The organism is Pseudomonas sp. LRP2-20 (assembly GCF_024349685.1).
GTDB lineage: Bacteria > Pseudomonadota > Gammaproteobacteria > Pseudomonadales > Pseudomonadaceae > Aquipseudomonas.
On sequence record NZ_AP025944.1, the window covers coordinates 3,613,672 to 3,635,384 of the forward strand.

Here is a 21,713-nt window from a genome sequence, read left to right on the forward strand (position 1 = left end):
CTGCAAGCCAGTTCACACAGGATTATCGCAAACTTCAGCATCCGGAAAAACCGTGACAGAGGATCCGGGCTGAAGAACTGCACCACCCTCAATAGTCACTATCGACAACACCAATTTCTACCGATCGCCAGCAATCAATAACCTAGCTCCATCGATTCCCACCGCCCGAATCCTGGAGCTTCCCCCGATGAACACCACGGCCCGCCTGCTGCTCGCTGCCCTCACCGCCTCCGCCATCGCCGTGCTCACCGGTTGCGCCAGCCACCCTGAGCTGCGGCCCTACACCGCCGAGGAAACCCGCCAGCTGCAACTCGAGTCGATCCAGCGCCAGGGCCTGTCGCTGGACGAATATGAACTGCGCAAACGCGTCATCGAACGCTCCGCCAGTCAGCAGGTGGTCAGCGAAACGGCCGAGGCCCAGCCTGCAATCAAAGGCTGAGTTGAAAGACCGGCTTGGCGCATTATCATGGCCCAGGCCGGGCTGGCCACCGTCAGCCCCTGTCACTGAGGCTGGCCAATGATCGATCACCTGGACCATCTGGTCCTCACCACCACCGACATCGATGCCTGCACCGACTTCTACACCCGTGTGCTGGGCATGCAGCTGGAAACCTTCGCCAGCAACCGCCTGGCGCTGCGCTACGGCAATCAGAAAATCAACCTCCATGTACGCGGCCACGAGTTCGAGCCCAAGGCGCATCTGCCGGTGCCGGGCGCCCTCGACCTGTGCTTCATCAGCACGATTGGGCTGGAGCAGGTGATCGCTCACCTGCACAAGGTGCAATGGCCGATCATCGAAGGCCCGGTCGCACGCACTGGCGCAACCGGCCCGATCCGCTCGATCTACGTTCGCGACCCTGACCTCAACCTGATCGAAATCGCCGAGCAGCTCGCTACCTGAACGGCCCTCGACCAATGGTCGTGTACACATGGCTGCCGGTAGCCCCAGGCGCTCGACACAGGTATCCTCGGCCGCTCAAGAGCAAGCCTTCCAGGACGGTGACCATGACCAGGCCCCTTCTGTTGCTGACTGCGGCCCTCCTCTCGAGCCCGGCACTGCACGCGCAACAGATCCAGCGCCAACTGGGCGATTTCGACTTCAAGCTGGGTACCACCCCCTCGCGCAGCATGGCCCAGGGGTTGATCTCGCCGAGTGCGGTGGGCGCCTTCCACGGCGGCCTCGACCTCAGCCACCCCAGCGGCTGGTACCTCGGCCAGTACGCACCGAGCATGGGCGTGACGCCCAACTCCACCCTGCGCCTGGACAGCTACACCGGCTACAAGCATCACTTCGACAGCACCCTGGGCTACGAAGTGGGCCTGATCCACTACAGCCAGCCGAACATCGCCGGCCCCGACAGCTACGCCCTGTACGGCGGCATCTCGGTGCTTGGCAGCCGCTTTGGCGGCGCCTGGCGCGACAACCCGGGCAACCGCACCGGCACCCTGTTCGCCGACTTCGGCCACTTGCCGTTGTTCGATGTCGACCTGACCGTCAAGCTCGCCCACCACCGCCTGGGCACCCCGTTCACCATCGGCGACGGCAGCCAGATCAGCGGGTTTTCCGACTGGTCGCTGGAGTTCTCGCGGCCCTGGCTGGGTATCGACCTCAACCTGATCTACAGCAACTCCGACCTCAGCGGCAGCGGCTGCGACGCCTATGCCGGCATCAATACCTATTGTGAAAGCATGGTCACGCTCAAGGCCCAGCGCAGTTTCTACTGATGTAGCCTGTTGAGCACGGAGGCTTTATCGATACCTGACAACAGCTGATCATGGAGGGCGGGTACAGCCAACCCTCCAATACCAGGAAAACCGCCATGCTCCCGGACCGCCTGAACGCCGACCTGACCCTGCCCGCCATCATGCACGCCGCCAATCTGCCTTGGCTGGCCAGCCCACTGCCCGGCGTCGAGCGCCGCCCACTGTTCCGCATCGGCGGCGAAAAGGCCCGCGCCACCAGCCTGGTACGTTATGCCCCCGGCAGCCACTTCAACGCCCACGAGCATCCTGGCGGCGAAGAATTTGTGGTACTGGAAGGTGTGTTCGAGGATGAGCGCGGCCAGTACCCGGCGGGCAGCTATGTACGCAATCCACCCGGTAGCGCGCACGCGCCAAGGTCTGGCGAGGGCTGCATGATCTTCGTCCGCCTGCAGCAGTTTCATCCTGATGATGACCAGCAGCTCGCCGCAACCTTATCGACGCAGGGCGACCAGTTGCTGTTTTCGAATGCACATGAACAGGTGTATCTGAAGCACCTGCAACCCGGTGCTTCTGTCTACCTGGACAACCGGCGCGGACTGGAATGCCTGCTTCTGCAAGGCAGCCTGGCCAGCGCGGACTTCAGCCTTCAGCCCCTGAGCTGGATGCGCCTGCCGGCAGGCACGCCCTTGCAAGCCAGCGCCGGCGCTCAGGGTGCTCGTCTCTGGATCAAGGACGCACCACTTACCCTGGGACTCTGATCATGTACTGTACGCCTCGCCAACAGCCACTCACGAGACGCCTGCAACTTCGCCAACCCTGCTCTTGCTCTTGCTCTTGCTCTTGCTCTTGCTCTTGCTCTTGCTCTTGCTCTTGCTCTTGCTCTTGCTTTGGCTTTGGCTTTGGCTTTGGCTTTGGCTTTGGCTTCTAAGCGCGCGATAGTTCAGGCGACGCAAAGTGCGACTTCAGGAGGCCGAACGCAGGCGTCTGGAGGGCCAGGGTGCGCAGCACCCCTTCGGCGCAGCCGAAGGCGCGAGATGTAGACTTGCGCAGCAAGTCGTAGGCCGCGCGGGCCCGGAAGGCGCCGGAGTGAGGGGCCCCCGGAGCGCAGCGTAGGGGCCGGATGATGGGAGCCAGCGTTTTTTGGTTACTTTTTGTCGCGTTTGACAAAAAGTGACCCGCCGTAAGGGCGGAAAGGTGATTGTGCGTCGCCATCGCAAATGAATGCACTCGGATTAATCAAAACTAACGCATTCCAGCTTTTGGCTTTTGGCTTTTGGCTTTTGGCTTTTGGCTTTTGGCTTTTGGAAGTGGGCTTTCAGATCAGTTTTACATACAGTCGCCATGGTGGCGCTGAATCACCTTTTCGCCTTTACGGCGACCTACTTTTTGACTGGGCAAAAAGTAGGCAAAAACCCCCGCTCCCATCATCCGGCCCCTACGCTGCGCTCCGGGGTCCCCTCACTCCGGCGCCTTCCGGGCCCGCGCGGCCTACGACTTGCTGCGCAAGTCTACATCTCGCGCCTTCGGCTACGCCGAAGGGGTGCTGCGCACCCTGGCCCTCCAGACGCCTGCGTTCGGCCTCCTGAAGTCGCACTCTGCGTCGCCTGAACTACCGCGCGCTTAGAAGCCAAAGCCAAAGCCAAAGCAAGAGCAAGAGCAAGAGCAAGAGCAAGAGCAAGAAACGGCCAGCGCCGCTGATATCAAGCTTCTGGCATCAACGTCGCAATCAACGCCCGCACCGTCCCCGGCAATGCCTCAAGTTCTCGCACCAGAATGCTCCGCTCGCGCACCGCCCACGGCTCATCCAGGCTGATGGTCTCCAGTTCCATGGTCTGGCTGTGCCGCAGCGCTGCCGACTCGGGGATGATGCCGATGCCCACTCCCGCCTCCACCAACCGGCAGATCGCCTCGAAGCTGGACAACTGGATGCGCAGCGACAGGTTCAGGCCCATGCGCTCCACATGGTCGCGCAGGAAGCTCAGCAAGGTGCTGCCGTCGTGCAGGCCGATATGCTGGAAGGCCAGGGTCTGCTTCAAGGACACCATCTTGCGGCCTGCCAGTTCATGGCCCGCCGGCACGATCAGCACCAGGCGGTCGGTGCTGAAGTGCATCACCTGCAAGCCGCTGGCTTCCACGGGGCCAGCAATGATGCCCATGTCGCTGCTGCCATCGAGCACACCGCGCACGATGTCCCGCGACAGCCGCTCCTGCAGGTCGACGGTCACCCCGGGGCGCTTGGCCATGAAACCGGCCAGCACTTCGGGCAGGAACTCGGTGACGGCAGTGGTGTTGGCGAAGATGCGGATATGCCCGGCCAGGTCGGTACCGAACTGGGTGAACTCGGCTTTCAGGTAATCGACCTGGCGCATGATCAGGCGGGCATGCATCAGCAACTTGTGGCCAGCCGGTGTCAGCTCGACACCACGACTGTCACGGTACAGCAGACGGGTGTCGAGCTGGGCCTCCAGCGCCTTGATCCGCGCACTGGCCGCAGCCGGTGAAAGAAACGCCCGACGCGCTCCCTGGGTCAGGCTTGGTGATTCGCCGATATGGATGAAAAGCCGCAGGTCTGCCAGGTCGAAATGCATGTGAGGCTCCAGTTGTGGTCACTGGCGTCATCGCCGGCAAGCCGGCTCTCACACTGACAACGCCGGGCTTCAGGGCTGTGGTGAAGCTGTGGCAGCCGGCTTGCCGGCGATGAGACCGGTACAGGCAAAAATATGGCGTTCAGCATACATGAACGCTGCCTTACACAAATGCAAATTCACAGAATGCCGGGTGCCTCGCATGATCGGCCCATAACAACAAATGCAGAGGCCCATGGTTATGACTGCTTCCCCCCCGCCCATCGACTACAGCGCCTGGATCGGCCGCAGCGAAGAGGCCGTCGATGAGCTCAGCCGCAACCTGATCAAGCGCATCGCCGCCACCTTTGGTGAAACTGCACCCGCCGTCGGCCAACCGCTGCCACCGCTGTGGATGTGGTGCTTCTTTCAGGAGCCGCTGGCCGAAGCGCAGCTTGGCGCGGACGGCCACCCGGCACGCGGCGGTTTTCTGCCGCCGGCCGACAACCGCAACCGCATGTGGGCCGGCGGCCGGGTCGAGTTCATCGCCCCGCTCAAGGTCGGCGCCGAGGCCCATCGCCTGTCGACCATCCTGCACATCGAGGAGAAGCACGGCCGTACCGGCGCCTTGCTGTTCGTCACCGTGCGCCACGACTACTCGCAGCACGGCCAGCTGTGCGTGCGTGAAGAACAGGACATCGTCTACCGCGAGCCCAACCCGCCCAAGCTCGACAGCGCCCCGGCCAAGGCGCCGGCCGACTGGCGCGAGGCGGTGACACCCACGCCGACCCTACTGTTCCGCTACTCCGCCGTGACCTTCAATGGCCACCGCATCCACTACGACTTCCCCTACGTCAGCGACACCGAGGGCTACGCCGGCCTGGTAGTGCACGGCCCGATGATCGCCACCTTGAACCTGCGTGCGTTCATCCGCGCCAACCCCGGCAAGCACGTGCGCCACTTTGCCTACCGCGGCGTGCGCCCGCTAACCGTGCCAACCCCGTTCGAAGTGGCCGGGCGCATCAGCGCACCGGGCCAGGCCCAGCTGTGGGCCGGCAATGCCGACGGCGTGGCGCAGAGCGCCGACGTGCTTTTCGACTGATACCAGACAGGGAACACCCGCATGCATACGTACGACAGCGATGACCTCAATGCCATCCGCGAAGGCGTGCGCGCCTTGTGCGCCGAGTTCGACGCCAGCTACTGGCGCAAGATCGATGAACAGAAAGGCTTCCCGCAAGCCTTCGTCAAGGCCATGACCGACGCCGGCTGGCTGTCGGCGATGATCCCCGAAGCGTATGGCGGCTCTGGCCTGGGCCTGGCCGAGGCCTCGGTGATCCTCGAGCAAGTGAACGCCTGCGGCGGCAACTCCGGCACCGTGCACGGGCAGATGTACAACATGTTCACCCTGCTGCGCCACGGCAGCGAGGAGCAAAAGCGCCACTACCTGCCCAAGCTTGCCAGCGGCGAACTGCGCCTGCAGTCGATGGGCGTGACCGAGCCCACCACCGGCACCGACACCACCAAGATCAAGACCACCGCCGTGCGCCAGGGCGATAAATACCTGATCAATGGCCAGAAGGTATGGATCTCGCGCATCCAGCACTCGGACCTGATGATCCTGCTGGCGCGCACCACGCCCTTGCCAGAGGTGAAGAAAAAGTCCGAAGGCATGTCGATCTTCCTGGTCGACCTGCGCGAAGCCATCGGCAACGGCCTGACCGTGCAGCCGATCGCCAACATGGTCAACCACGAGACCAACGAGCTGTTCTTCGACAACCTCGAACTACCGGCCAGCAGCCTGATCGGCGAGGAAGGCAAAGGCTTCAAGTACATCCTCGACGGCCTCAATGCCGAGCGCACACTGATCGCCGCCGAGTGCATCGGCGATGGCCGCTGGTTCATCGAAAAGGCCAGCGCCTATGCCCGTGACCGCGTGGTGTTTGGCCGCCCGATCGGGCAGAACCAAGGCGTGCAGTTCCCCATCGCCGAGGCCCATATCGAGCTCGAGGCCGCCGACCTGATGCGCTGGCGCGCCTGTGCCGAGTACGACAGCGGGCAAAACGCCGGGGCCAGCGCCAACATGGCCAAGTACCTGGCGGCCAAGGCCTCGTGGGAAGCGGCCAATGCCTGCCTGCAGACCCACGGTGGCTTCGGCTTTGCCTGCGAATACGACGTCGAGCGCAAGTTCCGTGAAACCCGCCTGTACCAGGTGGCGCCGATCTCCACCAACCTGATCCTGTCCTACGTGGCCGAGCACCTGCTCGAGCTGCCGCGCAGCTTCTGAGGGCCTGAACATGCAGCATACCCAAGCCCTGGCGGGCTTCCTCGCCGACCTGCATTACGCACAGGTCCCAGGCCCTGTGCTGGACCGCACCGAAGACCTGTTCCTCGACTGGCTCGGCTCGGCCCTGGCCAGCCAGGGCGCGCACCCGATCCCGCTGTTCGAGCGCTATGCCGCGCGCATGGGCCCCGCCCAAGGCAGCGCTCGCGTGCTGACCAGTGGGCGTACCTCGTCCCCCTACTTCGCCGCGCTGGTCAATGGCGCGGCCTCGCACCTGGTCGAACAGGACGACCTGCACAACAGCTCGGTGCTGCACCCGGCCACGGTGGTGTTCTCCGCCGTGCTGGCAGCGGCACAGGACCTTGGCAAGTCCGGCCAGGACCTGTTGCTGGCCGCCGTCGCCGGGTACGAAGCGGGCATCCGCATCGGTGAATTCCTTGGCCGTTCGCACTACCGCATCTTCCATACCACTGCCACCGTCGGCACCCTCGCTGCCGCCGTGGGCGTCGGCAAGCTGCTGGGCTTCGACAAGGAGCAGTTCATCAACCTGCTCGGCAGCGCTGGCACCCAGGCCGCCGGGCTCTGGGAATTCCTGCGCGATGCCGCCGATTCCAAACAGCTGCACACGGCCAAGGCAGCGGCTGATGGCCTGCTCGCCGCCTACCTGACCGCCGACGGCCTGACCGGCGCACGCAATATCCTCGAAGGCGACCAGGGGCTGGCCGCCGGGATGTCCAGCGATGCCGACCCGGCGCGCCTGAGCGACCGTTTGGGTACACGCTGGGCGCTGGTGGAAACCTCGTTCAAGTACCACGCCTCATGTCGCCACACCCACCCCGCCGCCGACGCGTTGCTGCAACTGATGCAGCGCGAAGGCCTGAATCATGAGCAGATAGCCAAGGTGATCACCCGCGTGCACCAGAGCGCCATCGATGTGCTCGGCCGGGTCACCACGCCCACCACCGTGCACCAGGCCAAGTTCTCCATGGGCACCGTGCTCGGCCTGATCGCCGTGCATGGCAGCGCACAACTCATCGAATTCCGCGACCTGGCGTTGACCGACCCACGGGTCGCTGCCTTGCGCGACAAGGTGCAGATGCAACTGGACCCTGAAGTGGACGCCGCCTACCCGGCTCGCTGGCTGGGCCGGGTCGAGGTCAGCTGCAACGACGGCCGCCGTTTCAGCGCCGCCATCGACGAGCCCAAGGGCGACCCCGGCAACACCCTCTCGCGCCCGGAGCTGGAAGCCAAGTTCCAGCGCCTGCTGGCCTATTCCGGCGCCCGCAGCCCGGCTCAGGGCCAGGCCCTGATCGAGCAGGTCTGGCAGCTGCGCGATGCGCGCTCGCTGGCCGCACTGCACTGATGATGAACAGGTGAACCCATGACGCAAACCGCACCCCGCCCGCTGGACGGCATCACCGTCGTCAGCCTGGAACATGCCATCGCCGCGCCCTTCTGCACCCGCCAGCTGGCCGACCTGGGCGCCCGCGTGATCAAGGTCGAACGGCCTGGCAGCGGCGACTTCGCCCGTGGCTACGACCAGCGTGTCGACGGCCTGGCCTCGCACTTCGTGTGGACCAACCGCTCGAAGGAAAGCCTCACCCTCGACCTCAAGCAGCAGGCCGCCGACGGCATCCTCGATGCCCTGCTGGCCAAGGCCGACGTGCTCGTGCAAAACCTCGCACCCGGCGCAGCCGCACGCATGGGCCTGTCGTTCGAAAGCCTGCATCTGCGTTTCCCGCGGTTGATCGTCTGCGACATCTCAGGCTACGGCGCGGGCGGCCCTTATGAAAAGAAGAAGGCCTACGACCTGCTGATCCAGAGCGAGGGCGGCTTTCTCTCGGTGACCGGCGGCCCCGGTGACGAGGAAATGGCCAAGGCCGGCTGCTCGATCGCCGACATCGCCGCCGGCATGTATGCCTACACCGGTGTGCTGTCGGCGCTGCTGCTGCGCGACAAGACCGGGCTGGGCAGCCGCATCGATGTGTCGATGCTGGAGAGCCTGGTGGAGTGGATGGGCTACCCGATGTACTACGCCTACAACGGCGCACCACCACCACCGCGCGCCGGCGCCTCGCACTCGACCATCTACCCGTACGGGCCTTTCCCCACCGGGGGTGGCGGCACGATCATGCTCGGCCTGCAGAACGAACGGGAATGGGCGCTGTTCTGCGAGAAGGTGCTGCTCGACCCGGCGCTGGCCAGCGACGACCGCTTCAGCGCCAACTTCAAGCGCTCGGAAAACCGCGAGGTGCTGCGCCAGATCATCGTCGAACGCTTTGCCGCCTTGTCGCTCGACGAAGTGGTGGCGCGCCTGGACCACGCGCAGATCGCCAACGCCCGGGTCAACGACATGCACGGTGTGTGGCAGCACCCGCAGTTGCAAGCCCGCGACAGCTGGCGCGAAGTGGACAGCCCAGCCGGCAAGTTGCCTTCGCTGCTGCCGCCGGGGCGCAATGCCGCCTTCACCCCGCGCATGGGCGCCGTGCCGGCGCTGGGGCAGCACACCGAGGGCATCCTCGCGGAACTGGGCCTGAGCGCCGAACAGCGCGCCAGCCTGGCCGCAGGAGGCGTTGTATGAACGTGGTGCGCTCCGCCCTGTTCGTGCCTGGCAGCCGGCCCGAGCGATTCGCCAAGGCCCTGGCGGCAGGTGCCGATGTGGTGATCGTCGATTTCGAGGATGCCGTCGAGGAGGCGCTGAAGCAGCAGGCCCGCGACAACCTGGCGGCTTTTCTGCTGGCCACGCCACAAGCGTCGGTATGGGTGCGGGTCAACGCGCCGCAGCACCCGCAGCACGCCGCCGACCTGGCCTTTTGCGCGCAGCAGCCTGCGGTCGCCGGGCTGCTGTTGCCCAAGGTGGAGAACGCCGCCCAAGTGGCAGTCGCCTGGCACGCTGGCAAGCCGGTGTGGCCCATCATCGAGAGTGCCAAGGGCTTGCTGGCGCTGGCGCAGATTGCAGCGGCAGAAGGTGTCGAGCGCTTGTCGTTCGGCAGCCTCGACCTGGCGCTGGACCTGGGCTTGAACACAGAGAGCGAGGCGGCCCGGCAGTTTCTCGACCAGGCGCGCATGGCAGTGCAACTGCATTCGCGGGGGGCCGACCTGCTGCCGCCGCTGGATGGCGTGTTCCCGGCCATCGCCGATGCCGAGGGGCTGCAGCGGGCCATGCGGCATGCCTATGACATGGGGTATGGCGGGGCGTTGTGCATTCATCCGCGGCAGGTGGCGGTGATACATGCAGCGCTGACGCCCAGTGCCGAAGAGCTGGCCTGGGCGCGGCGGGTGCTGGCGGCCAGTGAGGCGGCCAATGGCGCCGGGGCCTTCCAGCTCGAGGGGCAGATGGTCGATGCGCCGGTGGTGTTGCGGGCGCAGCGGTTGCTGGCAGGGCATCTCGGCTGAACATTCTGGCCTCTTCGCGGGTAAACCCGCTCCCACAGGGACCGCGCAGCACTCTAAAGCTAGGCAGTACCTGTGGGAGCGGGCTCACCCGCGAAGGGGCCGGTACAGGTGACAGTGTTAAGCAAACCCGAACGCTGGGTTACACAAATGCTGATTCTCCACACGCAGCCCGTTGGTCCATCTTTACCCCACTCCTCCTACAACAATAAATCAGAGGTGACACCGATGTTGAAGCTGACCCAGGCGCTGTTCTGCGCCGCCGCAGTGTCCATGGCCGGCCTGGCCCAGGCCGCCGACCCGATTGTCATCAAGTTCGCCCACGTGGTGGCCGACAGCACGCCCAAGGGCCAGGGCGCACTGATGTTCCAGAAACGGGTCGCCGCCGACCCGCAGCTCAAGGACAAGGTCAAGGTCGAGGTCTACCCCAACTCTTCGCTGTTCGGCGACGGCAAGGAAATGGAAGCCCTGCTGCTGGGTGACGTGCAGATGCTGGCGCCGTCACTGGCCAAGTTCGAGCACTACAACAAGCAGGTGCAGATCTTTGACCTGCCGTTCCTGTTCAACGACCTGGCCGCCGTCGACCGCTTCCAGCAAGGCCCGCAAGGCAAGGCGCTGCTGACTTCGATGGAAGACAAGGGCATCCGTGGCCTGGCCTACTGGCACAACGGCCTCAAGCAACTGTCGGCGAACAAGAAGGTGATCCTGCCCAAGGACGCCCGCGGCCTGAAGTTCCGCGTGCAGGCCTCCAGCGTGCTCGAAGAGCAGTTCAAGGCGATCCGCGCCAACCCGCGCAAGATGAGCTTCGCCGAGGTTTATCAAGGCCTGCAGACCGGCACCGTCAACGGCACCGAGAACACCTGGTCGAACTACGAGAGCCAGAAGGTCAACGAGGTGCAGCCGTTCTTTACCGAGACCAACCACGGCCTGATCGACTACATGGTGATCACCAATGCCAAGTTCTGGAACAGCCTGCCGCAAGATGTGCGCAGCGAGTTGCAGAAGATCATGGACGACGTCACCGTCGAGGTGAACAAGCAGGCCGAAGCCCTCAACCAGACCTCCCGGCAGAAGATCATCGACGCCAAGACCAGCGAGATCGACGCGCTGACCGCCGAGCAGCGCGCGCAATGGCGTGATGCCATGCGACCGGTGTGGGAGAAATTCTCCGACCAGATCGGCGCCGACCTGATCAAGGCCGCCGACGACGCCAACAAGGCCTCCTGATCCTTCATGCGCCCCTGCCCTGGCCACCCGCTCCACGGGTGGCCTGCCCTCTCTCTGTCTGGAGAATTCCTATGCAATCGCTCAGGCGTGTCTGGGAGCACTTCGAGGAAGGCATGATCGCCTTTCTCCTGGCGGCCATGACCTTGGTGACCTTCCTCTACGTGGCACTGAACAACCTCTACACGATGTTCTACACGCTCAGTGACCACTGGGCATTCGCCAGCGACCTGCTGCTGGGCATCGGCGACCACCTGATGGCCTATGCCCAGGACATGACCTGGAGCATCGCCCTGACCAAGGCAATGTTCGGCTGGCTGATCTTCTTCGGCATCGCCTACGGCGTGCGCACCGCCGGCCACCTCGGCGTCGACGTGCTGGTGCGGCGCACACGCAAGCCGGTGCAACGGCTGCTGGCGATGATCGCCTGCGCCTGCTGCCTGGCCTATGCCGGGCTGTTCCTGGTGGCGAGCATCAAGTGGGTCAGCGCGGTGCTGGTGGCCGGCATCGGCGCCGAAGACCTCGACCGCTATGGCATCAAGGTCGGCCATATCGCGCTGATCGTGCCGCTGGGCTTCGCCCTGGTGATCATCCGCTACCTGGAAATCCTCTACCGCCTGTTCACCCACCGCCAGTATGGCCTGGGCCTGGCCGACGAGGCCGCCGAAGCCAGCAAGCTGGCCAACCCCGGTGAGGAGCACCACTGATGACGGTTATCTGCCTGTTCCTGCTGCTGTTCGTGTTGATGTTCCTCGGTGTGCCGATCGCCATCTCCCTGGGTTTGTCGGGGGCGCTGTCGATCCTGATGTTCAGCCAGGATTCGCTGAGCTCGCTGGCGATCAAGCTGTTCGAGACCTCCGACAGCTACACCTTCCTGGCCATTCCGTTCTTCCTGCTGTCGGGCGCGTTCATGACCACCGGTGGCGTGGCCCAGCGCCTGATCGACTTCGCCAACGCCTGCGTCGGGCATATCCGTGGCGGCCTGGCCATTGCCGCGGTGCTGGCGTGCATGCTGTTCGCCGCGCTGTCGGGCTCGTCGCCGGCCACCGTCGCCGCCGTCGGCTCGATTGCCGTGGCCGGCATGGTGCGCTCAGGCTACCCACGCGAATTCGGCGCCGGGATCATCTGCAACGCCGGTACCCTGGGCATCCTGATCCCGCCGTCGATCGTCATGGTGGTGTACTCGGCGGCCACCGAGACCTCGGTCGGCAAGCTGTTCATGGCCGGCGTGGTGCCAGGGATCCTGCTCGGCGTGTGCCTGATGATCACCATCTACATCGTCGCCCGTATCAAGAAGCTGCCGGCCCAGCCACGGGCCACCTTCGCCGAATGGCTGGGCACCGCCCGGCGTGCGTTCTGGGGCCTGTTGCTGCTGGTGATCATCCTCGGTGGCATCTACAGCGGCATGTTCACCCCCACCGAAGCGGCTGCCGTGGCGGCGGTGTACTCGGCGTTCATCGCGCTGTTCGTGTACAAGGACATGCGCCTGCGTGACTGCCCGAAAGTGCTGCTGGAGTCGGGCCGGCTGACCATCATGCTGCTGTTCATCATTGCCAACGCCATGCTCTTCGCCCATGTGCTGACCACCGAACAGATCCCCCAGCAGATCACCCAGTGGGTGATGTCCGAGGGGCTGACGCCGATCGGCTTCCTGATCATGGTCAACATCGTGCTGCTGGTGGCTGGCAGCTTCATGGAGCCGTCGGCGATCATCCTGATCCTGGCGCCGATCTTCTTCCCGATCGCCATGAAGCTGGGCATCGACCCCATTCACCTGGGCATCGTGATGGTGGTGAACATGGAGATCGGCCTGGTGCACCCTCCGGTGGGGCTGAACCTGTTCGTCACCTCGGCGGTGACCGGGCTGACCCTGGGGCAGACGATCCGCGCGGCGTTGCCGTGGCTGTCGATCCTGCTGCTGTTCCTGGTACTGGTGACCTATGTGCCGTTCATTTCGCTGGCGTTGCCGGAGTGGCTCGGCATGCCTTGATCGCAAAGCCGCCACAGGATCATCACCAGTTTCCAGGCATGCGCTGTACCTGTGGGAGCCGCGCTTGCCGGCGATGGGCCGCAAAGCGGCCCCACGATTTCAAGGCTTTTGCATAAATTGCGGGGGCCGCTTTGCGGCCCATCGCCGGCAAGCGCGGCTCCCACAAGGATCGCGCCAGCTTTAAGAAATGGCGCAAGACAGTTGCCACAATAAACCGTTATATGCCTCCGCCCTCAAGCAACTGCGACATCACCCCGGCCAGGTCCTTGACCATCACATCCGCCGTCGGCTTGTGCACGATGACGATCTCGTAGCTGTCCACCTCCGGCAAGCCCTGCGCCTGCCCCAGCACCCGGTGCTCGCCAGTCGCCGCCCGGGGCGGCAACAGGCTGATGCCCATGCCGTCGGCCACCGCCGCCTGGATACCGCTCAGGCTGGAACTGGTGAAGCTGATGCGCCAGCGCCGGCCCATGCCTTCGATGGCACTGATCATGTCTTCGCGGTACAACCCACGCGGAGGGAAGGTCACCAACGGGATCGGGTCGAGCTCGAATGCCGGCATGCGCGCACTGTCGATCCACTGCAGGCGCTCGGGCCAGCAGGCCACGCCCTCGCGGCTATTGCGCCGCTGTTTGAGCAGCACCAGGTCGAGCTCACCGTTGTCGTAGGCCTGGCTGAGGTCGCGGCACAGGCCGCTGGTGACTTCAAGCTTGACCTGCGGGTGCAAGCGGCTGAATGCCGACAGCGCATTGGTGGTGCGCCCGCCGACGAAGTCCTCGGGCACGCCCAGGCGCACGGTGACCCCGACCATGGCCCCGGCCAGGGCTTCGAGCATCTGGTCGTTCAGCGCCAGCATGTGCCGGGCGTAACCGAGCAGGGTCTGCCCGGCGTCGGTCGGCAGCACGTCGCGGTTGCCGCGCACCAGCAGGCGATGGCCGACCATGTCTTCGAGGCGGCGCACCTTCTGGCTGATGGTCGACTGGGTGGAGTGAAGGCGCGCGGCGGCCGTGGTGAAGCTGCCGCAATCGGCCACCACGACAATGGCGCGCAACAGGTCGAGGTCGAACAGGGCTCTATTCGATTTAACGCTGATGGACATCTTGGTATTCAACGCCTGAATGACAAGACTGACTTCTACCATGCGAACCCTGGCCCGGCAATGCGACGGGCTAGTCGCCGAGCGCCACCCCTTCGCGCCGTGGGTCGGCGCCACCGGCCCAACCCCCGGGGGTGCGCTGGATGATCTGCAAGCCACTGGTCATGGTCATTGGCGTGACCTCATGGCCCCAGGCAGCCAGCTGGCGCTTCAGCGCCGGGCTGACCAGCCCGGCCTCCACTTCGGTGCCGGCATTGCGGCTGCCGAAATTAGGCAGGTTGGCTGCCTGTTGCGGGTCGAGATGCCAGTCCAGCAGGCCGATCAACGCCTTGTTCACGTAGCCGATGATCTGCGAGCCACCGGGGGAGCCGAGGCTCGCCACCAGCTCGCCGGAGGCACGCGAAAACACCAGGGTTGGCGCCATCGCCGACAGCGGGCGTTTGCCCGGCTGTACCCGGTTGGCCACGGGCTTGCCGTTTTCCGCCGGCAGGAAGGAAAAGTCGGTCAGGTGGTTGTTCAGCAAAAAACCGCCGACCATCAGGTGCGAACCGAACGCCGATTCCACCGACGTGGTCATGGCCAGGGCTTGGCCGCTGTCGTCGATGGCTGACAGGTGCGAAGTGGAAATCCGCAGCGGCGAGCGGTCCGGCGCCAGCGCCAGGTTGGCACCCTGCGGGGTGCCCGGGCGGGCGTGCTTCATGCTGAACTCGCCGACTCGCTTGGCGCGCTCGGCGAGGTAGGCCGGGTCGAGCAACGCCTTGACCGGCACCGGCACGTAATCGCTGTCGGCGAGGAACAGGGCGCGGTCGGCGTAGGCCAGGCGCTCGGCTTCGGCCATCAGGTGCACGGCCTGCGGCGCGGGTTCGAGCCCTGCCACGGAGGGCACCTGGTGCGGCGGCAAGCGGGCCAGGTCACGTTGCGCCGAGGTGTGCTGCAGGGCGTCGAGAATACCCAGGGTCTGCAACACGGTCACCCCGCCGGACGACGGTGGCGGCATGCCGCAGATGTTCCAGGCCTTGTACGGGCCACAGACCGGTTCGCGCACCTTGGCCCGGTAACCCTGCAAATCCTCGAGTGACAACTGCCCGGCATTGGCGTGGTGACGCACTTCAGCCACCATGGCTTCGGCAATCTCGCCCTTGTAAAAAGCATCGACGCCCTGCTGCGCAATGCGTTCGAAGGTCTGTGCGAGCGCAGGGTTGCGCAGGGTCGTACCAACGGCCAGCGGCTCGCCACGCTCGTCCAGAAAGTAACGCGCCATGGTCGGCGAGCGGGCGATGAAAGGGTCACCCGCGACCAGCGTGTGCAGCCGTTCGGACACGGCGAACCCATTGCGCGCCAGGGCGATGGCCGGCGCGAACAGGTCCTTCCATGGCAGCTTGCCGTGCTGATCATGGGCCAGTTTCAGCGCCCGCAGCACGCCCGGCACCCCTACCGAGCGCCCGCCGATCTGCGCTGCGCGAAACGGCATGGGCGATCCGTCTGCTTGCAGGAACAACCTTTCCGTCACCCCGGCCGGTGCGGCTTCGCGGCCGTCGAAGGCCTGCACGCGCTGGCCATCCCAGTAGAGAATGAAAGCGCCGCCGCCAATGCCGCTGGACTGCGGTTCGACCAGGGTCAGCACCATCTGCATGGCGATCGCCGCATCGATGGCGCTGCCACCGGCACGCAACATCGCCCGCCCGGCCTCGCTGGCCAACGGGTTGGCGGCCGCCACCATGTGCCGGCTGGCGTGCACCGGCTGCAGGGCGCTGCGGTAGCCGGACTCCAGCTCCGGTGGTGTGGGGAGTATCTGGTCGGCCCAAGTTGTGGCGCTGGCGGTAGTCAGGCACAGGGCGGTAATCAGGGTTTTCAGGAATGAGGGGGGGCGGGGCATTGGCGTGCGTCCTTTCGGGTGTTCGCCGAAAGGTTTTCGGCGTCTGCGAGATCGAGCGCCGCCCGCGCGGCGCATCGCGAGCTTTGCTCGCTCTACGTTTGTTTCGGGCCAGTGTACCCGTGATTAACGCGCGCGACCGCCTGGTTTGTACGACGCTATATCGCGCCATGCGTCAAAGCGTTCGCGCGCAAAAACCACAGAAATAATTTGCCCGAAACAAACGTAGGAGCGAGCAAAGCTCGCGATGCGCCGCGCGGGCGGCGCTCGATCTAACAGGCGCCAAACCTCTATCGCCGTACCCTCGCGCCCTCAAGCCACCTCTTCGTAAGGCAACCCCACATAGTTCTCGGCAATGTTCACCAGCCCCGCCGGCGATGTCAGGAAGTACTCGCGGTCAGCCTCCTGCATCTTCTGGTCCCAGGCATCCTTGTGCTCGCCAAAGTCATGCAGCAGCTGAGTCATGAACCAGCTGAAACGCTCACCCTTCCAGACCCGGCGCAAGGCCAGCGGCGAATACTGCTCCAGCAGATCGGTGCGCCCCTCGCGGTACACCTTGACCAGGATCCGGTACAGGTAGTTGACGTCGGAGGCCGCCAGGTTCAAGCCCTTGGCACCGGTCGGCGGGACGATGTGCGCGGCATCGCCGACCAGGAACAGGTGGCCGTACTGCATCGGCTCGACCACCAGGCTGCGCAGAGGTGCGATGCTCTTTTCCAGCGCAGGCCCGGTGACCAGCTGCTGCGCCACGTCTTCGGGCAGGCGCGCCTTGAGCTCGTTCCAGAAACGCTCGTCGGACCAGTCTTCCACCCGTTCATCCAGCGGTACCTGCAGGTAATAGCGGCTGCGCGTCTGCGAGCGCTGGCTGCACAGCGAGAAACCACGCGCATGGTGGGCGTAGATCAGCTCGTGGTTGACCGGCGGGGTATCGGACAGCATGCCCAGCCAGCCGAACGGGTAGACCCGCTCGTACTCCTTGAGTACGCCTTCGGGGATGCTCTTGCGTGATACGCCGTGGAAGCCGTCGCAGCCGGCGATGTAGTCGCAGTCCAGGCGGTGGGCCTGGCCGTCCTTTTCAAAGGTCACGTAGGGCCGTTCGCCCTTGAGTTCGTGCGGCTGCACGTTGCTGGCGGAGTAGATGATCGGCGCACCGCTGGCTTCGCGGGCCTGCATCAAGTCACGGGTGACCTCGGTCTGGCCGTAGACCATCACCGTCTTGCCGCCGGTGAGGCCTTTCAGGTCCAGGCGCTGGCGACGCCCCGCGACCAGCAGCTCGACGCCTTCATGGACCAGCCCTTCACGGTCCATGCGCTCGGCGACGCCGGCTTCGCGCAGCAGGTCGACGGTGCCTTGTTCAAGCACCCCGGCGCGGATGCGGCCGAGTACGTATTCGGGGGTCTGGCGTTCGAGGATGACGGTGTCGATGCCCGCCTTGTGCAGCAACTGGCCGAGCAGCAGGCCGGACGGACCGGCGCCGATGATTGCAACCTGAGTGTTCATTGTTTTTATCTCGTTATTGGGTTTAGCCCTTGCATTTTTACTGGCAATAACCGCCAATTAGCTGTGATATCCAATGCAAAAAATGCACTTTTACAAAAACCGTTCGATTAACGGACAGATAATCACGACATGAGATCCACTCTTCCCGGCGTCCCGCTGTTCCAGTTATATGGCGAAAACCAGCACTGGCCCGGCACCGATCTGCTGCATTGCGAGTCGATCCCGGCACGCAGCCGCCTGCACCACTGGGAGATCAAGCCACACCAGCACGCCGAGCTGTTCCAGTTGCTGTATGTGCAGCGCGGCGAGGCCCAAGTGGAAATCGAGGGCGTGCGCAGCACCATTGGTGAGGCCGCCATACAGGTGGTGCCGCCGCTGACTGTGCACGGCTTTCGCTTCAGCGCCGATATCCAGGGCCATGTACTGACCTTCGGCACCGCCCTGGTGGCTGACCTCGAACAGCGCCTGGGCACGCCGCTGAGGGTGCTGGCGAAAGCGGCGTGTTACCCACTGGGCAAAGACCGCATCCAGCTGCGCGGGCTGATCGAAACGCTGCAGCAGGAATACCAGGGCAACGCACCTGCGCGGGCGACCATGCTGGAAGCGCTGGTAACCGCGCTGATGGTGTGGATCAGCCGCCGCCAGCAACTGGGGCAGGCTCCGCGCAACCGGGACGAGCGTGACCGGCAGTTGCTCGGGCAGTACCTGCGGCTGGTCGAGGCGCACTATCGCGAACACCTTTCGGTAGAAGACTTCGCCGCACGCCTGAACATCCCCAGCCTGCAGCTCAACCAGCTGTGCCGGGCCCTCAGCGGGCAGACCGCGCTGCAGGTGATCCACCAGCGCCTGCTGCTGGAAGCACGGCGCAACCTCATCTATACGCGCATGAGCATCGGCCAGCTGTCGGACAGCCTGGGCTTCAGCGACCCGACCTACTTCGCCCGCTTCTTCAAGCGCCTGAGCGGGCAGACGCCCAATGCTTACCGACGTGCGGTGCAGCCGGACTGATCTGTTTGGCTGCGCCGGCCCTTTCGCGGCGGTTCGACGCCTCGAAAGGGCCATCAGCAGCGCCACAGCTGCTTGACGTATACGTCAACCTGCCCTCAGGATACTGGCATACCCCACGCCGAGCCCTAGCATGAGCAGCCAGACCTACAGCATCTCAGACCTCTCCCGCGAACTGGACATCACCACCCGCGCCATCCGCTTCTACGAGGAACAGGGCCTGCTGAGCCCCGAGCGACGTGGCCTGGAGCGCATCTATTCGGCCCGTGACAAGGTCAGCCTGAAGCTCATCCTGCGTGGCAAGCGCATCGGCTTCTCGCTGGCCGAATGCCGTGAGCTGATCGAGCTGTACGATCCCAGCAGCGGCAACCTCAAGCAGCTCCACAGCATGCTGGCGAAGATCGCCGAGCGCCGCGCCCAGCTTGAACAGCAGATGCTCGACATCCACCAGATGCAGCTGGAACTGGACACCGCCCAGGAGCGCTGCGAACAGGCCCTGGCCGCCACCCTGAACAACAAAGACAAACGCTGACAGGAACCCCCACCATGCCCATGCCCGCAACAGTCCGCCTGGTCGAAGTCGGCCCCCGCGACGGCCTGCAGAACGAAGCCCAGCCCATCAGCGTCGCCGACAAGGTGCGCCTGGTCGACGACCTGACCGAGGCCGGGCTGCGCTACATCGAGGTCGGCAGCTTCGTTTCAGCCAAATGGGTGCCGCAGATGGCAGGCTCGGCCGACGTGTTCGCCGGCATCCAGCAGCGTGCCGGTGTTACCTATGCCGCACTGGCGCCCAACCTGCGTGGTTTCGAGGACGCCCTGGCGGCCGGGGTGAAGGAAGTGGCGGTGTTTGCCGCCGCGTCCGAAGCCTTCTCCCAGCGCAACATCAACTGCTCGATCAGCGAAAGCCTGCAGCGCTTCGAGCCGATCATGGAAGCCGCGCGCAGCCACGGCGTGCGGGTGCGCGGTTACGTTTCCTGTGTGCTGGGCTGCCCTTATGAAGGCAAGGTCAGCGCCGAGCAGGTAGCACCGGTAGCCAAGGCCCTGCACGAGATGGGCTGCTACGAGGTATCGCTGGGCGACACCATCGGCACCGGCACGGCCGGTGATACCCGTCGGCTGTTCGAGGTGGTGTCGGCCGTGGTACCGCGCGAGCAACTGGCCGGCCACTTCCACGACACCTATGGCCAGGCCCTGGCCAACGTGTATGCCAGCCTGCTCGAAGGCATCAGTGTGTTCGACAGCTCGGTCGCCGGCCTGGGCGGCTGCCCTTACGCCAAGGGCGCGACCGGCAACATCGCCACCGAGGACGTGCTGTACCTGCTGCAGGGGCTGGGCATCGAGACCGGCATCGACCTCGACCGGCTGATCGCCGCCGGGCAGCGCATCAGCGCTGTGCTGGGCCGGGCCAACGGTTCGCGGGTGGCACGTGCACGCAGTGCACAATGAGTTTCATGCAGGTGTCACATGAGTGTGGGTGAGTGTTACCTCCCCCACAGCTTCCAGCAAAAAATCGGGTAACAGGGAAACAAATCGACAGAATTTCAGGCCACCCGATTTTGCCATCATCAGTCAAAGCCTTGATTTTAAAGGCTTTTCAAAAGTTGGCACGGCACCTGCTATATGTTTGGTACAACAACAAGAAAAACGCGACAACCAATAAAAACAACATGTAACGGCTCTGACATAACAAGAACAACACGGCAGAGGCGCAGCAAGCAGATTTTTTTGGAGTCGACAGGCTTTTCAGGGGTTCGCCCCGCGGACTGACACAGAACAATAAAACTACCTGCAGGTAGCGGCAGTCAGGCTCGGATCCACTGGATGAAAGCAGGTCAGCGCTCAAAAAAATACGTTTGCTCTTGACCCCGGATGGGGGTCGCACGCGACACCAAGGCTAGCCTACAAAAACAATAAAAGGCCGGCCTCAATAATAAAAAAAGAGCAGGCAACAACGCTTTGAGGGGAGCTTCGGCTCCCCTCAGTGCTTCCTGCCCTCCTCCTCTTTCTGCTTCTCCTCGTCCTGCCTTTCGACCTTCTCCACCAGCAGCGGCATCGTGCCCAACACCAACAGCGCCAGCACCGTGCTGATCAGTGCCGTGGCTTCTCGCCCCATGCCTGCAGCGGTACCGATGGCAGCGGTCATCCACAGCCCCGCAGCGGTGGTCAGGCCTTTTACATGGCTGGTGTCCTGGCCGTTACCCTTGAGGATGGTGCCCGCACCGAGAAAGCCGATACCAGCGACGATACCCTGGGTCACACGGCTCAGGGCTTGTTGATCGGCACCGGCCATGCTCGGTGCCAGCACGAACAATGCCGCACCCAGGGACACCAGCATGTGTGTGCGAACCCCAGCGGACTTGCCTTTGTGTTCGCGCTCGAAACCCAGCACGGCGCCCAGCACCGCAGCCATCAACAGGCGTACGAGAATCTGGATGACCTCGCGTTCATTGGTGATGTCGGCGAATTCGGCCTGGATGGTTTGCCAGATGATTTCCATGAATCAGGTTCCGTGCTGAAGAGATGTTGTATGTGTGCCGGCCTCTTCGCGGGTAAACCCGCTCCCACAGGTACTGTGCAGCCCTGAATGCTGTGCGGTACTTGTGGGAGCGGGTTTACCCGCGAAGAGGCCAGCCCTGGCGCCTGATAAAGTTGACCCTTGCACAGACCGCAAAGTGCCCACCCGGCACGCCGATGCAGCAACCTCCCTGCAACTGTGGTCACAACCTGTAACCACCGCCCCCGGAGGACACCACCATGCCCATCGAAGTCGAAGAAAGCACTCAACGCTGCACCCTGATCGGCGACAAGCTGCGCATCGAAGGCAAAGGCCCGGAAATCGAGATCGTCACCGATAAACAGCTGCGCATGTCCGTGGCCATCCTCGCTGGCGAGCGCTTCCCGATCACCGAAGCCGAAGCCGACGCGCTGACTGTGGCAGGTGCGGTGGATAGCCGCAGGCACCTCAAGGCCAGTACACCAGGCTCGCTGATCTAAGGCTTGCGACACAATTGGAAGCAATCTGATATGGTTTTTATCGTCTGACCTGAGCCTGTGCTGAAAACAGTTCGGGGGTCATAGTG

At 64.2% G+C, this 21,713-nt stretch carries 21 protein-coding genes; 16 read left to right on the forward strand and 5 right to left on the reverse strand.

Annotation, left to right across the window (positions count from 1 at the left end):
* Positions 1 to 187 precede the first annotated feature (187 nt).
* The 4 genes from OCX61_RS16090 (at position 188) to OCX61_RS16105 (ending at position 2,462) form a co-directional block, all read left to right on the forward strand.
* The gene (locus tag OCX61_RS16090) at positions 188 to 439 is read left to right on the forward strand and encodes a hypothetical protein (RefSeq protein WP_261940398.1); all 252 of its coding nucleotides are present in this window, start codon (positions 188 to 190) and stop codon (positions 437 to 439) included.
* Positions 440 to 517: 78 nt separating this feature from the next.
* Complete coding sequence (locus OCX61_RS16095) at positions 518 to 901, forward strand: VOC family protein (protein WP_261940399.1); 384 nt, start codon at positions 518 to 520, stop codon at positions 899 to 901.
* Between the two features lie 104 nt (positions 902 to 1,005).
* Positions 1,006 to 1,725, forward strand: coding sequence for a TorF family putative porin (locus OCX61_RS16100; protein WP_261940400.1), 720 nt, complete (start codon positions 1,006 to 1,008; stop codon positions 1,723 to 1,725).
* A gap of 95 nt (positions 1,726 to 1,820) precedes the next feature.
* Positions 1,821 to 2,462, forward strand: coding sequence for a cupin domain-containing protein (locus OCX61_RS16105; RefSeq protein WP_261940401.1), 642 nt, complete (start codon positions 1,821 to 1,823; stop codon positions 2,460 to 2,462).
* 942 nt (positions 2,463 to 3,404) lie between these two features.
* Here the strand turns inward: OCX61_RS16105 and OCX61_RS16110 are convergent.
* A complete protein-coding gene (locus OCX61_RS16110; protein WP_261940402.1) occupies positions 3,405 to 4,292 on the reverse strand; it encodes a LysR family transcriptional regulator in 888 nt (295 codons plus the stop codon).
* 238 nt (positions 4,293 to 4,530) lie between these two features.
* Here OCX61_RS16110 and OCX61_RS16115 point away from each other — a divergent pair, with 238 nt between their 5' ends.
* From OCX61_RS16115 to dctM, 8 genes are all read left to right on the forward strand, one after another.
* Positions 4,531 to 5,370: an HTD2 family dehydratase gene (locus OCX61_RS16115; RefSeq protein ID WP_261940403.1), complete on the forward strand. Its 840-nt coding sequence runs from the start codon at positions 4,531 to 4,533 to the stop codon at positions 5,368 to 5,370.
* Between the two features lie 21 nt (positions 5,371 to 5,391).
* Positions 5,392 to 6,555, forward strand: coding sequence for an acyl-CoA dehydrogenase family protein (locus tag OCX61_RS16120; RefSeq protein WP_261940404.1), 1,164 nt, complete (start codon positions 5,392 to 5,394; stop codon positions 6,553 to 6,555).
* A 10-nt stretch (positions 6,556 to 6,565) separates the two neighbouring features.
* Positions 6,566 to 7,915: an MmgE/PrpD family protein gene (locus OCX61_RS16125; protein ID WP_261940405.1), complete on the forward strand. Its 1,350-nt coding sequence runs from the start codon at positions 6,566 to 6,568 to the stop codon at positions 7,913 to 7,915.
* Positions 7,916 to 7,933: 18 nt separating this feature from the next.
* Positions 7,934 to 9,133, forward strand: a complete 1,200-nt coding sequence (locus OCX61_RS16130) for a CaiB/BaiF CoA transferase family protein (RefSeq protein WP_261940406.1) — start codon at positions 7,934 to 7,936, stop codon at positions 9,131 to 9,133.
* Positions 9,130 to 9,948, forward strand: a complete 819-nt coding sequence (locus OCX61_RS16135; protein WP_261940407.1) for an HpcH/HpaI aldolase/citrate lyase family protein — start codon at positions 9,130 to 9,132, stop codon at positions 9,946 to 9,948. The genes OCX61_RS16130 and OCX61_RS16135 overlap by 4 nt, the downstream gene beginning before the upstream one ends.
* A gap of 225 nt (positions 9,949 to 10,173) precedes the next feature.
* On the forward strand, positions 10,174 to 11,172 hold the full coding sequence (locus tag OCX61_RS16140) for a TRAP transporter substrate-binding protein (protein WP_261940408.1): 999 nt from the start codon (positions 10,174 to 10,176) through the stop codon (positions 11,170 to 11,172).
* 71 nt (positions 11,173 to 11,243) lie between these two features.
* Positions 11,244 to 11,876 (forward strand): TRAP transporter small permease, encoded by a 633-nt coding sequence (locus OCX61_RS16145; protein ID WP_261940409.1) that lies wholly within the window; start codon positions 11,244 to 11,246, stop codon positions 11,874 to 11,876.
* The gene (gene dctM / locus OCX61_RS16150) at positions 11,876 to 13,159 is read left to right on the forward strand and encodes a C4-dicarboxylate TRAP transporter large permease protein DctM (RefSeq protein ID WP_261940410.1); all 1,284 of its coding nucleotides are present in this window, start codon (positions 11,876 to 11,878) and stop codon (positions 13,157 to 13,159) included. Before OCX61_RS16145 ends, dctM begins: the two co-directional genes overlap by 1 nt.
* Before the next feature lie 217 nt (positions 13,160 to 13,376).
* Here the strand turns inward: dctM and OCX61_RS16155 are convergent, their stop codons facing one another.
* From OCX61_RS16155 to pobA, 3 genes are all read right to left on the reverse strand, one after another.
* A complete protein-coding gene (locus OCX61_RS16155) occupies positions 13,377 to 14,258 on the reverse strand; it encodes a LysR substrate-binding domain-containing protein (RefSeq protein ID WP_261940411.1) in 882 nt (293 codons plus the stop codon).
* Positions 14,259 to 14,328: 70 nt separating this feature from the next.
* Positions 14,329 to 16,131, reverse strand: a complete 1,803-nt coding sequence (gene ggt, locus OCX61_RS16160; protein WP_261940412.1) for a gamma-glutamyltransferase — start codon at positions 16,129 to 16,131, stop codon at positions 14,329 to 14,331.
* Between the two features lie 309 nt (positions 16,132 to 16,440).
* The gene (gene pobA, locus OCX61_RS16165) at positions 16,441 to 17,628 is read right to left on the reverse strand and encodes a 4-hydroxybenzoate 3-monooxygenase (protein WP_261940413.1); all 1,188 of its coding nucleotides are present in this window, start codon (positions 17,626 to 17,628) and stop codon (positions 16,441 to 16,443) included.
* A gap of 129 nt (positions 17,629 to 17,757) precedes the next feature.
* Between pobA and OCX61_RS16170 the strand changes: the two genes are divergently transcribed.
* The 3 genes from OCX61_RS16170 to OCX61_RS16180 all read left to right on the forward strand — a co-directional run bounded on the left by OCX61_RS16170 (position 17,758) and on the right by OCX61_RS16180 (position 20,079).
* Positions 17,758 to 18,636, forward strand: a complete 879-nt coding sequence (locus tag OCX61_RS16170; protein ID WP_261940414.1) for a helix-turn-helix domain-containing protein — start codon at positions 17,758 to 17,760, stop codon at positions 18,634 to 18,636.
* A gap of 130 nt (positions 18,637 to 18,766) precedes the next feature.
* Complete coding sequence (locus OCX61_RS16175; protein WP_027920364.1) at positions 18,767 to 19,165, forward strand: MerR family transcriptional regulator; 399 nt, start codon at positions 18,767 to 18,769, stop codon at positions 19,163 to 19,165.
* Positions 19,166 to 19,179: 14 nt separating this feature from the next.
* On the forward strand, positions 19,180 to 20,079 hold the full coding sequence (locus tag OCX61_RS16180; RefSeq protein ID WP_261940415.1) for a hydroxymethylglutaryl-CoA lyase: 900 nt from the start codon (positions 19,180 to 19,182) through the stop codon (positions 20,077 to 20,079).
* A 532-nt stretch (positions 20,080 to 20,611) separates the two neighbouring features.
* On the opposite strand, the gene OCX61_RS16185 is transcribed toward OCX61_RS16180, so the two are convergent.
* Entirely contained in the window at positions 20,612 to 21,130 is a 519-nt protein-coding gene (locus tag OCX61_RS16185; RefSeq protein ID WP_261940416.1) for an MgtC/SapB family protein, read from the reverse strand.
* 257 nt (positions 21,131 to 21,387) lie between these two features.
* Here OCX61_RS16185 and OCX61_RS16190 point away from each other — a divergent pair, with 257 nt between their 5' ends.
* Positions 21,388 to 21,627, forward strand: coding sequence for a DUF3203 family protein (locus OCX61_RS16190; RefSeq protein ID WP_261940417.1), 240 nt, complete (start codon positions 21,388 to 21,390; stop codon positions 21,625 to 21,627).
* Positions 21,628 to 21,713: the final 86 nt, after the last annotated feature.

Excerpts from the sequence above, each read along its gene's own strand:
- OCX61_RS16090 (WP_261940398.1), top strand. The coding sequence starts at position 188 with ATGAACACCACGGCCCGCCTGCTGCTCGCTGCCCTCACCGCCTCCGCC.
- OCX61_RS16095 (WP_261940399.1), top strand. The coding sequence starts at position 518 with ATGATCGATCACCTGGACCATCTGGTCCTCACCACCACCGACATCGAT.
- OCX61_RS16100 (WP_261940400.1), top strand. The coding sequence starts at position 1,006 with ATGACCAGGCCCCTTCTGTTGCTGACTGCGGCCCTCCTCTCGAGCCCG.
- OCX61_RS16105 (WP_261940401.1), top strand. The coding sequence starts at position 1,821 with ATGCTCCCGGACCGCCTGAACGCCGACCTGACCCTGCCCGCCATCATG.
- OCX61_RS16110 (WP_261940402.1), bottom strand. The coding sequence starts at position 4,292 with ATGCATTTCGACCTGGCAGACCTGCGGCTTTTCATCCATATCGGCGAA.
- OCX61_RS16115 (WP_261940403.1), top strand. The coding sequence starts at position 4,531 with ATGACTGCTTCCCCCCCGCCCATCGACTACAGCGCCTGGATCGGCCGC.
- OCX61_RS16120 (WP_261940404.1), top strand. The coding sequence starts at position 5,392 with ATGCATACGTACGACAGCGATGACCTCAATGCCATCCGCGAAGGCGTG.
- OCX61_RS16125 (WP_261940405.1), top strand. The coding sequence starts at position 6,566 with ATGCAGCATACCCAAGCCCTGGCGGGCTTCCTCGCCGACCTGCATTAC.
- OCX61_RS16130 (WP_261940406.1), top strand. The coding sequence starts at position 7,934 with ATGACGCAAACCGCACCCCGCCCGCTGGACGGCATCACCGTCGTCAGC.
- OCX61_RS16135 (WP_261940407.1), top strand. The coding sequence starts at position 9,130 with ATGAACGTGGTGCGCTCCGCCCTGTTCGTGCCTGGCAGCCGGCCCGAG.
- OCX61_RS16140 (WP_261940408.1), top strand. The coding sequence starts at position 10,174 with ATGTTGAAGCTGACCCAGGCGCTGTTCTGCGCCGCCGCAGTGTCCATG.
- OCX61_RS16145 (WP_261940409.1), top strand. The coding sequence starts at position 11,244 with ATGCAATCGCTCAGGCGTGTCTGGGAGCACTTCGAGGAAGGCATGATC.
- dctM (WP_261940410.1), top strand. The coding sequence starts at position 11,876 with ATGACGGTTATCTGCCTGTTCCTGCTGCTGTTCGTGTTGATGTTCCTC.
- OCX61_RS16155 (WP_261940411.1), bottom strand. The coding sequence starts at position 14,258 with ATGTCCATCAGCGTTAAATCGAATAGAGCCCTGTTCGACCTCGACCTG.
- ggt (WP_261940412.1), bottom strand. The coding sequence starts at position 16,131 with ATGCCCCGCCCCCCCTCATTCCTGAAAACCCTGATTACCGCCCTGTGC.
- pobA (WP_261940413.1), bottom strand. The coding sequence starts at position 17,628 with ATGAACACTCAGGTTGCAATCATCGGCGCCGGTCCGTCCGGCCTGCTG.
- OCX61_RS16170 (WP_261940414.1), top strand. The coding sequence starts at position 17,758 with ATGAGATCCACTCTTCCCGGCGTCCCGCTGTTCCAGTTATATGGCGAA.
- OCX61_RS16175 (WP_027920364.1), top strand. The coding sequence starts at position 18,767 with ATGAGCAGCCAGACCTACAGCATCTCAGACCTCTCCCGCGAACTGGAC.
- OCX61_RS16180 (WP_261940415.1), top strand. The coding sequence starts at position 19,180 with ATGCCCATGCCCGCAACAGTCCGCCTGGTCGAAGTCGGCCCCCGCGAC.
- OCX61_RS16185 (WP_261940416.1), bottom strand. The coding sequence starts at position 21,130 with ATGGAAATCATCTGGCAAACCATCCAGGCCGAATTCGCCGACATCACC.
- OCX61_RS16190 (WP_261940417.1), top strand. The coding sequence starts at position 21,388 with ATGCCCATCGAAGTCGAAGAAAGCACTCAACGCTGCACCCTGATCGGC.